Consider the following 12,888-nt stretch of genomic DNA (forward strand, 5'->3'; position numbering starts at 1 on the left):
GTCGGAAGGACCCCGTCGTGGACCTCGCCACGTCGCGCCGCCGGATGGCGCTGTTCACCCTGTTCCTGACCGTGGGGATGGGCCTGTCGTCGTGGGTGACGCGCACGCCGGACATCCGCGACCTGCTCGGCGCGTCCACCGCGGAGATGGGGCTGGTGCTGTTCGGGCTGTCCGCCGGGTCGATGGCCGGCATCCTGTCGTCCGGCGTGCTGGTCAGCCGGTTCGGCGCCCGCCCGGTCGTCACGGCCGGCGCGCTCGCCGTCGCCGCCGCCATGCCGCTGACCGGCGCCGGTGCCGCGATGTCGCAGAGCGTCGTCGTGGCCGCGGGCCTGTTCGTGTTCGGGCTCGGCATGGGCGGCGGCGAGGTCGGCATGAACATCGAGGGCGCGGACGTCGAACGCGTGCTCGGCCGTCCGGTCCTGCCCGCGCTGCACGGGTGCTTCAGCCTCGGTACGGTGCTCGGCGCGGCCTCCGGGATGGCGCTGACCGCGGCGTCGTTCCCGGTCGCGTGGCACCTCGGCCTGATCGGGGCGGCCGCGCTGCCGCTGGTGGCGTGGTCCGCGGCCCAGCTGCCCGCCGGCACCGGGCGCACCGCGGCGCGCGACGCCCGCCACCGTTCCGGGCCGCCGGTCTGGCGGGACGGCCGGCTCGCGCTGATCGGCCTGATCGTGCTGGCGATGGCGCTGGCCGAGGGCGCGGCCAACGACTGGCTGCCGCTGCTGATGGTGGACGGCCACGGCCTGGACCCGGCGCTCGGCTCCGGTGTCTACGTCGCGTTCGCGGCCGCGATGACGGTCGGCCGCTTCACCGGCACGTCCCTCATCGACCGCTTCGGCCGGGTGGCCGTGCTGTGCGCCAGCGCGATCGTCGGCGGCGCCGGGCTCGCGCTGGTCATCTTCGTCGACGACGCGATCGTCGCCGGCGCGGCCGTGCTGCTCTGGGGCCTCGGCGCCGCGCTCGGCTTCCCGGTCGTCCTCTCCGCCGCCGCCGACTCCGGCCCCGACCCCACCGCCCGGGTCTCCCTGGTCGCCACGGTCGGCTACCTCGCCTTCCTGGTCGGCCCGCCCGCGCTCGGCGGGCTCGGCGAGCTCTACGGCCTGCGCAACGCGATGATCGTCGTGCTCGCCTTCCTGGCCCTCGCCGCCGCCCTGGCCCCGGCCCTGAAGCCCCGGGTGGCGGACGCGCTGCCGGTCTCGGGCAGGTGAGCCACGGGTGGTCAGTCCTCGATCGTCGACGGTGGGGTGCCGAGCGCGTCCAGGGCCGGCCACAGCTCGGCCGGGACCGGGGAGGTGCGCATGGCCTCCAGGTCGGCGACGCGCTCGACCCGGCCGATGCCGACGACGGTGGAGTCGATGTCCGGGTTGCGCAGCGAGAAGTGCAGCGCGGCGACCGGCAGCGACAGGCCGAAGCCCGCGCACACGTCCCGGGCCCGGTCGACCCAGGCGAGCAGCTCGGGTGAGGCCTCGCGGTAGGCGTAGCGGGTGTCCCGGCCGGCGAGCAGCCCACCGCCGAACGGGGCCGCGTTGAAGACGCCCATGCCGCGCGCGACGGCCTCCGCGATCAACGGCTCCGCGCGGCGGTCGACCAGCGTGTAGCGGTTGTGGGTGAGCAGCACGTCGAACGCGCCGCTGGTGACGTAGCGCGTCATCAGCGCGATCTCGCCGGCCGCGACGCCGATCGCGCCGACCAGGCCCTGCTCCTTCAGCTCCCGCAGGCCCTGCACGGCGCCGCCGGGGGCGAACGCCTCCTCGACCGTGATCGTGTACGGGTCGTGCAGGTGCAGCAGCGGCAGCCGGTCGAGGCCGAGCCGCGCGGTGCTCTCCTCGAACGAGCGCCACACCCGGTCCCGGTCGAACCGGCCGGTCCCCGCGTCCGCGTCGACCTTCGTGACGATGGTCTTGCCGTGCTCGGGAAACGCGCGCCGGGCCAGGCCGAGCGCGGTCTCGCTGCGGCCGGCCGCGTAGTTGTTCGACGTGTCGATCACCGCGGACGGGCCGGTGAGCAGCGCGAGCGCGAGCGCGGCGGACTCCGGCGCGGGCGAGCCGTCCGGCTGTGCCGGGTTGCCGAGGAACGACGTGCCGAGGCTGACGGGACTGACGGGGAAACCGATCATCACCCCATCATGCACGTGGGGCCGGCGGCGGGCGCCGGCCCCACATGATCGGTGGTCAGGCGGGCAGCCCGCCGACCTGCGTGTTGACCCAGGCGCGGATCGACGACAGGTCGCCGTAGATGGACGGCCCGGTGGCGCAGGTGGAGTTGTTGTTGCCGGCGCGGCTGGTCACGCCGATCAGCTGCCAGCGGCCGCCGACGCTGCGGACCTGCGGGCCACCGGAGTCGCCGTAGCAGGCGCCCGCGTTGCCGTTCGTGTTGTTCGTGCAGATCTCGTACGCGGCGTCGATGCCGGAACACCGGCTGTCCGCCACGATCGAGGTGTCCAGCTCGTTCGCGACCGCGGGCGCGGAGCCGCAGCCACGGGTCGGGCAGGTCTGGCCCCAGCCGATGATCCGGGTGGCGGTGCCGACCGCGCCGGACGCCGTGGGGATCGGCGCCGGTGCGTAGGAGACCGCGGAGCCGAGCTGCAGCAGCTTGACGTCGATCCGGGGGTGGGTGATCGCGCGGGTCACGGCGACGACCGTGCCGCCGCTGGTCCGGTTGACGCTTCCGACACGTACCGTCGAGGGGGTGGGGCAGTGTGCGGCCGTGACGGCCCAGTTGTTCTTGATCAGCGAGCCGGTGCACCCGGACACGTAGACCATGAACGAGTAGTTTTCGGAGGCCGGCCGCCCGTTGACGACCTGGATGCCGAAGTCCGGCTCCGGCGCCGGCGCCGCCACGGCGGCGGACGGCGCGAGCAGACCGGCGATCACGAGACCGGCGGCGGCGATGAGGCGAGAGATGCGCATGCCGCCGACCCTATGGCCACATTTAATAGTTTCGATACATATCAAACGGGGCCTATCACCGGAAGATGGTGCGGCACAAGACGTCGAGGCCAGCCGGCCGGGCGCGGCGGCAACACCCTCGACCGGACCGCGGCGTGCCGTGCGGCCCGTATCGTCCACAGCAGGCGGCAGCCCGACAACGGGTGCACGGCCCGGCGGTCGCGTAACCACCCGGCGGTGACCCGTCCGGACGTGCGGGGCCGGTCTCGGTCGCTACCACGAGGGCCAGTCGGTCGCGCTCGGCGCGTTCGCCCTCGGGTGGCTGCCGGACCTCCTGGCCGCCTGATCGGGTGACCGCTCGCGGGCGACGCCGTCCCGCGGGACGCGCCGGTGCGGATGGCGACGCGCGGGCCGGAGCGACCGGCGGTACGGATAAACTGACGCAATGGCTGACGACGGCGCGCCTGCCCCGGAGCAGGCCGCTGCGATCGTCCAGGAGATCCTCGCCGGCATTCCCGCGGGCTGTTCGTGGCTGCTGCCGGTCACCGGTCCGGACGGCACCGTCACCGACTTCCGGGTCGCCGCGGCCGGCGACCGGGTGCCGGACATCTACCACCGCGGCGCCAGCCGCCTGGGCAGCACCCTGTCCGCGCTCTACCCCAGCATGGTCGGCGGCCCGCTGTGGGAGCTCTACCAGCGCGTGCTGGCGACCGGTGAGCCCGGCGAACTGGACGAGTTCGTGCACGACGGGACGCACTCCGGCGTGGTGGCCCGCTCGGTCTTCACGGTCAGCGTCCGGCCCGTGCTCGGTGGCCTGCTGGTGGTCTGGCAGCGCCAGGACGAGCAGGCGCGCCGGCTCGCGCACACCGAGTTGCTCGGCAGCCTCGGCTGGTCGGAGTACGACCTGCACACCGGCCGGACCGACTGGTCGCCGGGGATGTACCCGGTGTTCGGCCGGGACCCGGCCGACGGGCCGCTGACCCGGATGGAGCTGGCCGCGCTGATGCTGCCGGAGGACCGCGGCCTGGCCGAGACCGCGTGGCAGACACTGGACAGCGGTGCCACGTCGGACGTGACCGTGCGGTTCCGGGTCGGCGACGGGGTCAAGCACCTGCGGATCCTGGCGGACACCGCGCGGGACGCGGACGGCAAACCGGTCAAGATCTACACGGTGGTGCAGGACGTGACCGCGCGTGTCGACACGCGTACCGAGCTGGAGCGGCTCGGTGACCAGCTGCGCACCCGGGAGATCACCGCGCTGGCCGAGCACCGCCTCGCCGGGCAGCTGCAGAACATGATCCAGCCGGTGCCGCGCGACCCGTTCCCGCTCGCCGGCCTGGACGCGATGGTCAGCTACCTGCCCGCGGAGCGCGCCGTGCTGGTCGGCGGCGACTGGTACCACGCGCAGACGCTTCCCGACGGCCCGGTCGTGCTCGCGATCGGCGACGTGGCCGGCCACGGCCTGGACGCGGCCAGCGGCATGGCGCACCTGCGGTTCGCGCTGGTCGCATGGCTCTCCATCGGCCTGCGCGACCCGGGTGTGCTGCTCGGTCACCTCAACCGGCTCTGCCTCCAGCTGCGGATCACCGGCACCGCCGTGATCGCGCTCTTCGACCCGGCCACCCGCGTGCTGCGCTGGGCCCGAGCCGGCCATCCCGCGCCGCTGCTGTCCCGGTCCGGGGCGGCCACGGAACTGGACCGGCCGGACGGCCTGCTGCTCGGCGCCATCGCGGACACGGAGTACCCGGTGTTCGCGCCCGGCCTGCAGCCGGACGACGTGGTCCTGTTCTACACCGACGGCCTGGTCGAACGCCGGGCCGGCGACCCGGCCGCGCAGTTCCGCCGGGTCCGCGACGCGCTCGCCACGGCCGGCCCCGACCTCACCCGCGTGCACGCGACCCTCAACGAGCCCAGCACCTTCGACGACACCTGCACGCTCGCGATCCGCGTCCGGCCGTCGTCCTGACGGTGCCCGGCGGCGTGCTTCCCACCTCCGGCGGCACTGCGCGGGAACGCGGTCCCGCAAGAGGTCGGGAACGCGCGGCTACAGGTCGAGGTGGATGCGGACCCGGGTGGCGCCGTCGATGACGGACGTCTCCACCTCGTCGCAGATGCTCTCGACGATGGCCAGGCCCCGGCCGCGGAGCGCGGCGGCCGGCGGCATCGAACGGCCGAGGAGCGGGACGGCGACACCGTCGAGCGCGTTGTCCGTGACGTCGCAGACGAGCCGGCCGCGGTCGGCGCGGACCCGGACCTCACCGCCGGAACCGGTGTGCTGCAACGTGTTCGTGGCGAGCTCGGTCACGGCCAGGGTCAGCAGCTCGGTGCGTTCCTCGGAGAGGCCGAGCACGGCGGCCCGGGCGGACACGAACGCGCGCACCGTGGCCAGGTCGGCGGCGGCCGCGTAGCGCATGCGCGAGTCGTCAGACACCGGTCTCACCGGACCCGGCGGCCGGCTCGGCCAGCAGCTCGCCGACGCCGGTCAGGTCCAGCACGGTGGCGACCGGGCCGTGCGCGTTCGCCACGTACAGCTGCCCACCACCGGCCCGCGCCGCGTGGTACGCGGTGACCAGGCCGTGCACGCCGGTCGAGTCGATGAACGTGACGTGGGTCAGATCGACCACCACGGTCCGTGCGGCCGCGACCGCGGCCAGCAACGCCGCGGTCAGCTCCTCGCGCACCGCCAGATCGCACTCGCCGTCCAGCGTGACCACCGTCCGCGTGGGACCGCCGGACGACCGCGCCGCGAATCCCATCGCGCCTCCCCTGTATCCGCCGCTCATCATGGCATCACGGAGCACCCGGCACGGCGGGGGCCCGGCGCGCGTCCGGGTGCGTTCGCGCCCGGCCGGCCCTCGCCGGCCACGTGACGAGGAACTTTCGCACTCCGGTGGGTGTAGATTCGCCCGGCCACTGTTCCCGGTGGCCGTCATTCGGTACGGTTCGGGCGGCTTAAGGATCTCGTAAGGAGCAGGTGGTGACGCAGCGGTTCGCCCTGGTGCTGGCGGCGCGACGAGGTGACCACCCGGCGCTCGCGGAGCTCGTCGCGGAGCATCTCCCGCTGGTCTACAACGTGATCGGCCGTGCGGTCGGCACGCACGCGGACATCGACGACGCGGTCCGGGAGACCATGCACCGGGTCGCCCGCGACCTGCCCGACCTGCGCGAACCCGCCGCGTTCCGGCCCTGGTTGCTGGCCCACGCGCTGCGTCAGGCCACCCGGGTCCGCCGGGGCGGCACGCGGGCGCCGCTGCCCGAGGACGGCGACGCGCCGGACCCCGGCGCGGACTTCGTCGGGCTGAGCATCATCCGGCTCGGCCTGTCCGGTCAGCGGCGGCGGCTGGCCGAGGCGACCCGCTGGCTCGACGGCGAGCACGCGACCGCGCTGTCGCTGTGGTGGCTGGAGGCGGCCGGCACGATCAGCCGCACCGAGTCCGCGGCCGCGCTGCGCATGTCCCTGGCCGACGCGGGCGCGCGGATCGACCGGATGCGTGAGCAGCTGGACGTCACCCGGGCACTGGTCAGCGCGCTCCGGGCGCGCCCGGTCTGCCCGGGCCTGCGGCTGGTCACCACGGACTGGGACCACCGGCCCGGCCCGGCCTGGCGCCGGCGAATATTCCGGCACGTCAGTAACTGCCCGGTCTGTTCCGGCCTGGCCGCGCACCACATCCCGGCCGAGCGGCTGGTCACCGGGCTGGCGCTGGTCCCGGTGCCGAACACGCTGCTCGCCGCGCTGCACGCGGACGGCCTGCTCCCGGAGCCGGCCGGCGCGCCCGTCGTGGTCTCCCGCGGCACGGTCCACGAGCCGCTCGAACTGCTCGCCGCACCGGCCGCGGCGACCCCGGAACCACTTCCGGCGGTACGCCGCCCGTCCGCCGTCCTGATGCTCGCGGCCGTCGCCGTGCTGGTGGCGGTGGTGGCGGGCGGCGCGCTGGCGCTGACCCGCACGCCGGACGTGCCGGACACCGTCCCGGTCGCGGCCGACCTGCCCCGCCGCACCCGGCAACCGTCCGCGTCGGACACCGGTACGCCGCCGGCCTCGGCCTCGCCGTCCGCGTCGGCGTCGCCGTCGGCGTCGGTCTCCCCGTCGCCGTCGAGGTCCGCGGCCGGCGTCGCCGAGGCCGCCGCGCCCGCGCCCGCCCCGCCCGCGAGGCCGGCCCGGTCCGCGACGCCGGCACCCGCCGTTCCCGGCCGGCCGGTGACTCCGGCGCCGGAACCGGCCGCGGACCAGCGGTGGATCCGCTCGGTCAACCACCCCGACCGGTACGTGCGGGAGCGCGGCGGCTACGCCATGCTCGACGCGGTCGGCGAGTCCGGCGCGACCGCGTTCACCGTGGTGCCCGGCCTGGCCGACGCGCGCTGCCGGTCGCTGCGCCTGCCGGACGGCCGCTACCTGCGCCACTACGACTACCGGCTGCGCGCGTCCCGCCCGGACGACAGCGCGCTGTTCCGCGCGGACGCCACGTTCTGCCCGGAGCCCGGCGCGGTCGCCGGCTCGGTCACGCTGCGGTCGTACAACTATCCCGGTCACGTGGTCCGGCACCGCAACTTCGCGCTGTACATCGACCGCCCGGACGGCTCCCGCACCTTCGCCCGCGACGCGTCGTTCGTGCTCGGCTGAGCGCGCGCGTGCTGCCGCAGGAGCGTCTGATCGCGCGCGTCCACGAGGCCTGCGCGGCCGATCCCCGGCTCACCGCGGCGCTCACCTACGGTTCGTTCCCGGCCGGCGCGGGCGACGCGCACAGCGACGTCGAGTTCTGGTTGTTCTTCGCGGAGACGCCGCCGGACGCGCGATCCTGGCTGGACGCCCTCGGACCGGTCGCGACCCCGGCCGCGATCGCCGGGACCTGGCGCCACGGCCGGTGGTGCTGGCACCGGCTGGCCGCCGACGCCGTCCCGGACGCGCTGTTCGCGGAGCTGGACGCGGCGCTGACACCGTAGGGTCCGGCCGGGACCACCCGCGGATCCGACAGGGAGGCCGCCCGCGGCCGACCGGTGCCCGCGGGAGCGTGCGGGACCCGGGCCGCCGGAAGCGGGAAAATCCGTCGGGGTCGCCGGCCGGTCCGGGGATCACCCGCCGTTCGGCCGACCCGCTCCGGCTGCTTTCGGCCGGCATGTCGCGCACCCGGCCCCCTGATGTCGCACTCGCCCTGTATCTTGTGCGCCTGTCCGGACCATGGGGGAGTCATCCGTGAGCAACACCTTCCAGGTAGATCTGCGGGGCATCGTCGATCTGCTCAGCCACCACCTGTACGGCAGCCCGCAGGTCTACGTGCGCGAGCTGCTGCAGAACGCGGTCGACGCGATCACCGCGGTCCGGCACACCGATCCGGAGCTGGCCGGCCGGGTCGCGATCGAGTCCGCGGACGCGACCGGTGACGGCACGCTGCGGGTCAGCGACAACGGCATCGGGCTGACCGAGGCGCAGGTGCACGAGTTGCTGGCCACGATCGGCCGCAGTTCCAAGCGCGACGATCTCGGCTTCGCCCGGCACGAGTTCCTCGGCCAGTTCGGCATCGGCCTGCTCTCCTGCTTCCTGGTGGCGGACGAGATCCGGGTGCACACCCGTCGTGGTGACGCCGCGCCGGTGCTCTGGACCGGTTTCTCCGACGGGCGTTACGAGGTGCGGCCGGGCCCGGAGCGCGAGCCCGGCACGTCGGTGACGCTGATCCCCCGCCGTGGCGCCGAGTCCTGGCTGACCGGGCCGGAGGTGACCCGGCTGGCCGCGCTGTACGGCGCGATGCTGCCGATCGAGGTCACGGTGGACGGTGCCCGCACCACGCTCGGCACGCCGCCGTGGGAGGCGACGACCGGCCGGCACCAGAGCCTCCTGCGGTACGCGGAGAGCGTGCTCGGCTTCACCCCGTTCGACGTGATCGAGCTGAACGTGCCGGAGGCGGGCCTGTCCGGCGCCGCGTTCGTGCTGCCCACGCCGATCAACCCGGCCGTCCGCGGCGGCCACCGGGTCTACCTGAAGCGCATGCTGCTGGCCGAGGCGGTCGAGGGCCTGCTGCCGGAGTGGGCGTTCTTCGCGCGCTGCGTGGTCGACTCCACCGAGCTGCGCCCGACCGCGAGCCGCGAGGCGCTCTACGAGGACGGCCTGCTGGAGTCGACCCGCGAGGCGATCGCGGACCAGTTGCGCGGCTGGCTGGTGCGGTTGTCCGCCACCGACCCGCGCCGGCTGTCCGAGTTCCTCTCCGTCCACCACCTGGGCGTGAAGGCGCTGGCGCTGCACGACGTGGAGATGCTGCGCCTGGTCGAGCAGTGGTGGCCGATGGAGACGAACATGGGCCGGTCCACGCTGGCCGAGTTCCGCGCCCGGCACGGCGTCGTGCGCTACGCCGCCACGCTGGACGAGTTCCGTCAGCTCGCGGCCGTGGCCGCGGCGCAGGACGTGGGCGTGGTGAACGGCGGTTACACGTACGACGCGGACATCATCGAGCGGCTGCCCGCGCTGGACGCGGAGATCCGGGTGGAGCGGCTGGAGCCGACCGACCTGACCACCTCGTTCGACGCGGTCGACCGGGAGACGGAGCTGCGGCTGCGCCCGTTCCTGACCGTGGCGCAGCGCCGGCTGGACCGGCTCGGCTGCGAGGTCGTGGTGCGCGCGTTCGAGCCCGCCTCGCTGCCGTCGCTCTACCTGGTCAGCCGGGCCGCCGCGTTCCACGGCGAGTTCACCGCGACCCGGGAGAAGGCGGACGACCTGTGGGGCGGTGTGCTGGACGCGCTGTCGAGCGCCGCGCCGCCGGACCGTCCGCAGCTGGTGCTCAACCACCGCAACCCGCTGGTCCGCCGGATCACCGCGCTCGGCGATCCGGAACTGACCGCGCTGGCGGTCGAGTCGTTGTACGGTCAGGCGCTGCTGCTCGGTTACCACCCGATCCGGCCGGCCGACGCGGCACTGCTCAACACGTCCTTCCTCGGCCTGCTCGGCCGGGCCGTCCCGGGATCGGGGGACGCGGCATGAGCGAGCGGGCGAGCGAATCATCGGTGCAGCGCCGGCCACGTCGGCACCGCGGTGGAGAAGGGAATCCGGCATGACCACGTCGGCACAGGAACTCTGGGGTCTGCTCGCGCAGGCCGGTGACATGCCGTACGGTGCGGCGCGGATCGCGCTGACCGAGCAGGTGGTCCGGCACGCCGACACGGCCGGCGACCCGGAACTGCGGTTCGTCTCGCGGATCCACGCCACCCAGTCCTATGTGTACGGTGGCGAGCCGGCGAAGGCGTTCGTCACGTTCTCCTGGTGCCTGGCCGAGTTCGACGCCGAGCCCGCTCCGTACCATGCGAACTGGACGCACACGCTGCTCTGGTACTTCAAGACCATGGTCAGCCAGATGACCGGCTTCCCCGAGGTGCCGCTCGACCGCGCCCAGGCGGTGCTGGACGACATGGAGCGCCGTTACCGGGAGAGCGGGCACAGCCTGCAGGCCGTCTACAAGTACCGGTACGTGCTGGCCCGGCACGTCGGCGACGCCGCGGCGACCGCGGAGTGGTACGAGCGGTGGCAGACCGCGCCCCGCGACGAGCTGTCCGATTGCGAGGGCTGCGACCCGACCGGCAAGGCGCGCTACCTCGCCGAGCAGAAGCGGGACGAGGAGGTCGTGGCGCTGGCCGAGCCGGTGCTGGCCGGCCGCCTGACCTGCACCGAGCAGCCGCAGAACATCCTGGCCGCGCTGATGGTGCCGTACGTGCGGACCGGGCGCCTGGACGCCGCGGTCGACGCGCACCGCCGGGCGTACGGGCTGGTCCGGTCCAGTCTCGCGGACCTCGGCGACATCGGCGACCACATCGAGTTCTGCGCGCGCACCGGCAACGAGCACCGCGGCCTGGAGATCCTGCAGCGGCACATCGACTGGCTGGACCGCGCGCCGTCGCCGGCCTCGGCCATGTCGTTCGCGTCCGCGTCCGCGCTGCTGCTGCGCCGCGCCACCGCGCTCGGCCACGGCGACACCGTGGTGCACCGCACCGGGCACGACGACACCACGGTCGCGGCGCTCGCGGACGAGCTGGCCGGCCGGGCGCGCGCGATCGCGGCCCGGTTCGACGCCCGCAACGGCACCACCCGGCAGTCCCGCCGCGTCGAGGAGCTGCTCACGGCCGAGCCGTTCGACGTGGTGCTGCCGCTGTCCCCCACCTCCCGCGCGGCCGCGCCGGTCCCGCCGGTGCCGCAGCGCCCGGCGCCGGCCGCGCCCGAGGCCCCGGCCGACGCGAGCGCGGAGCGGCTGCTCGCGCTGGCCGAGGAGGCGGAGGACGCGGACCTCGACGCCGGCCCGATCCTGGCGTCCTTCGACGCGCGTTTCCCGGACCCGGCCGCGCTCGGCCCGGCGCTCGCCGCGAAACGCGAGGAGCTGGGTGGCGGCCAGCACTGGGCGGCACGCGACGGCGAGGCCGCGATCGCCGCCTGGGACCGCGCGGCGGAGCGGTACGCGGAGGCCGGCGACGACGGTCAGGCCGCCGCGCTGGCGAGCCGCGCGGGCGTGGCCCGGCTGCTGCTCGGCGACGAGTCCGGCGTGGCCGCGGTCGAGCGCGAGGTCGCCTACCGGGAAGAGCACGGCGGTACGCCCCGCGAGGTGGCGAGCGCCTGGTCCCGGCTGGCGATGCGGCACATGACGGCCGGCGACGCGGACGCCGCCGCGGCGGCGCAGGAGCGCGCGGACGCGGCCCTGGCCGACGTGGACGACCCGCGCATGCACGCGCGGTACGCCCTGCGGCGCGCGCAGATCGTGGCGGCCGGGCACCGGCACGAGGAGGCCGCGGAGGCGGTCGGCCGCGCGCTGATCTTCTATCGCGAGCACGGCCCGGACGACCAGCTGGCCAGCGCCCTGCTGCTGGCCGGGCAGCTGTCGGTGGAGCCGGAGCCCGCGCTGGCGTTCTTCGACGAGGTGCTGTCGCTCGGCGACGCGGACACGGTGATCAACGGTCGGCTCGGCCGGGCGAACGCGTTGATGCGGCTGGAGCGCCCGGCCGAGGCGGTGCCGGAGCTGATCGAGGTCGTGGCGCTGCTGACCGAGCGGGACATGCCGCCGGCCGCGGCCGCGGTCCGGCGCGACCTGGCCGAGGCCTACCAGGCGGCCGGGCGGCTCACCGAGTCGGCCGAGGTCGCCGAGGAGGCGCTGTCCGAGCTGCGCCGGCTCGGCGACGACAGCCGCGCGGACGACGCGCAGCTGCTGCTGGCGAACACCTACCGGCAGCTCGGCGAGGACAAGATCGCGCTGGTGCACTACGAGGCGCTGATCGAGCGGATGACCGAGCTGGAGAACTACGCCGGCCGCGGTCAGATCCGGGAGTACGCGGCGGAGACGCTCTACCGCTCCGACCGCGACGAGGAGGCCGCCGAGCGCTTCGGTGAGGCCGCGGACGACTTCCACCAGGACGGCAACCTGCTGGCCGAGCTGCGGGTGCTCCGCCGCCGCGTCGCGGCCCTGCACTTCGCGGACGAGCCGGAGGAGGCGGTCGAGACCGTCGCGCTGGCCCGGCGGCGGGACGCCGAACTGCCCGCCGAGGCGGACGGCCACCCGCAGGTGATCTGGGAACGGCACATGCTCGGCTGGGAGGCCGGCCGGGTCCTGATGTCCCGCGGCCGCCCCGCCGACGCGATCCCCTACCTGGCCGGCGGCGCCGCCGCGCTCCGCGGGATCGGCGCGCTCCAGGAGGCCGACAACCTGGCCGGCATGCACGCCGAGGCGCTGTTCCGCGCCGGCGACCCGGCCGCCGCCGAGCCCGTCCTCCGCGAGGTCCTGGCCGGTCTCGCCGACGGCCGCTCCGCCGCCGAGCCGGACTCCGCCCAGCTCCCGGCCGCGCTGCTGGCCGAGGTGCTGGACGCCCTCGACCGCAAGGACGAGGCCACCGCGCTCCGCACCGAGTACGGCATCACCGGCCGCGACTGACACGCCCGCCCGGCAGCACGCCGTTCGCGTGCTGCCGGGCGGCTGCCGGTCCGGCTCACCCGGATGGGCTCGCCGTGCGGCCGTGGACACGGAGAAGCGGCGCCACCGGCCGG

General features: G+C 75.0%; 10 protein-coding genes. 6 read left to right on the forward strand and 4 right to left on the reverse strand.

Annotated features, from left to right (window positions below; genetic code table 11):
* The first annotated feature begins 17 nt into the window (after positions 1–17).
* Positions 18–1,205: an MFS transporter gene (locus tag J2S44_RS07095; RefSeq protein ID WP_310410012.1), complete on the forward strand. Its 1,188-nt coding sequence runs from the start codon at positions 18–20 to the stop codon at positions 1,203–1,205.
* Between the two features lie 11 nt (positions 1,206–1,216).
* Here the strand turns inward: J2S44_RS07095 and J2S44_RS07100 are convergent, their stop codons facing one another.
* Together J2S44_RS07100 and J2S44_RS07105 are read right to left on the reverse strand one after the other, a co-directional pair.
* Positions 1,217–2,113 carry an aldo/keto reductase gene (locus J2S44_RS07100; protein ID WP_310410014.1) on the reverse strand — a complete coding sequence of 299 codons (897 nt, stop codon included), beginning with the start codon at positions 2,111–2,113 and terminating at the stop codon, positions 1,217–1,219.
* A gap of 55 nt (positions 2,114–2,168) precedes the next feature.
* Positions 2,169–2,906 carry a S1 family peptidase gene (locus tag J2S44_RS07105; protein ID WP_310410015.1) on the reverse strand — a complete coding sequence of 246 codons (738 nt, stop codon included), beginning with the start codon at positions 2,904–2,906 and terminating at the stop codon, positions 2,169–2,171.
* Positions 2,907–3,330: 424 nt separating this feature from the next.
* Between J2S44_RS07105 and J2S44_RS07110 the strand changes: the two genes are divergently transcribed.
* Positions 3,331–4,851 carry a PP2C family protein-serine/threonine phosphatase gene (locus J2S44_RS07110; RefSeq protein WP_310410018.1) on the forward strand — a complete coding sequence of 507 codons (1,521 nt, stop codon included), beginning with the start codon at positions 3,331–3,333 and terminating at the stop codon, positions 4,849–4,851.
* Between the two features lie 78 nt (positions 4,852–4,929).
* Here J2S44_RS07110 and J2S44_RS07115 read toward each other — a convergent pair whose 3' ends face one another.
* A complete protein-coding gene (locus tag J2S44_RS07115; RefSeq protein WP_310410020.1) occupies positions 4,930–5,316 on the reverse strand; it encodes an ATP-binding protein in 387 nt (128 codons plus the stop codon).
* Positions 5,309–5,641 carry an STAS domain-containing protein gene (locus J2S44_RS07120; protein WP_310410022.1) on the reverse strand — a complete coding sequence of 111 codons (333 nt, stop codon included), beginning with the start codon at positions 5,639–5,641 and terminating at the stop codon, positions 5,309–5,311. Before J2S44_RS07120 ends, J2S44_RS07115 begins: the two co-directional genes overlap by 8 nt.
* A gap of 221 nt (positions 5,642–5,862) precedes the next feature.
* Between J2S44_RS07120 and J2S44_RS07125 the strand changes: the two genes are divergently transcribed.
* The 4 genes from J2S44_RS07125 to J2S44_RS07140 all read left to right on the forward strand — a co-directional run bounded on the left by J2S44_RS07125 (position 5,863) and on the right by J2S44_RS07140 (position 12,775).
* Positions 5,863–7,506 carry an AbfB domain-containing protein gene (locus J2S44_RS07125; protein WP_310410025.1) on the forward strand — a complete coding sequence of 548 codons (1,644 nt, stop codon included), beginning with the start codon at positions 5,863–5,865 and terminating at the stop codon, positions 7,504–7,506.
* An 8-nt stretch (positions 7,507–7,514) separates the two neighbouring features.
* Complete coding sequence (locus tag J2S44_RS07130) at positions 7,515–7,826, forward strand: hypothetical protein (protein WP_310410026.1); 312 nt, start codon at positions 7,515–7,517, stop codon at positions 7,824–7,826.
* A gap of 250 nt (positions 7,827–8,076) precedes the next feature.
* Complete coding sequence (locus J2S44_RS07135; RefSeq protein WP_310410028.1) at positions 8,077–9,852, forward strand: HSP90 family protein; 1,776 nt, start codon at positions 8,077–8,079, stop codon at positions 9,850–9,852.
* A 70-nt stretch (positions 9,853–9,922) separates the two neighbouring features.
* Positions 9,923–12,775, forward strand: a complete 2,853-nt coding sequence (locus tag J2S44_RS07140; RefSeq protein ID WP_310410030.1) for a tetratricopeptide repeat protein — start codon at positions 9,923–9,925, stop codon at positions 12,773–12,775.
* Positions 12,776–12,888 lie beyond the last annotated feature (113 nt).

This window comes from Catenuloplanes niger (assembly GCF_031458255.1).
In the GTDB taxonomy this organism is placed as follows: Bacteria; Actinomycetota; Actinomycetes; order Mycobacteriales; family Micromonosporaceae; genus Catenuloplanes; species Catenuloplanes niger.

Coding starts and splice junctions, on each gene's coding strand:
- J2S44_RS07105 (WP_310410015.1), bottom strand. CDS start 2,906: ATGCGCATCTCTCGCCTCATCGCCGCCGCCGGTCTCGTGATCGCCGGT.
- J2S44_RS07140 (WP_310410030.1), top strand. CDS start 9,923: ATGACCACGTCGGCACAGGAACTCTGGGGTCTGCTCGCGCAGGCCGGT.
- J2S44_RS07120 (WP_310410022.1), bottom strand. CDS start 5,641: ATGGGATTCGCGGCGCGGTCGTCCGGCGGTCCCACGCGGACGGTGGTC.
- J2S44_RS07110 (WP_310410018.1), top strand. CDS start 3,331: ATGGCTGACGACGGCGCGCCTGCCCCGGAGCAGGCCGCTGCGATCGTC.
- J2S44_RS07100 (WP_310410014.1), bottom strand. CDS start 2,113: ATGATCGGTTTCCCCGTCAGTCCCGTCAGCCTCGGCACGTCGTTCCTC.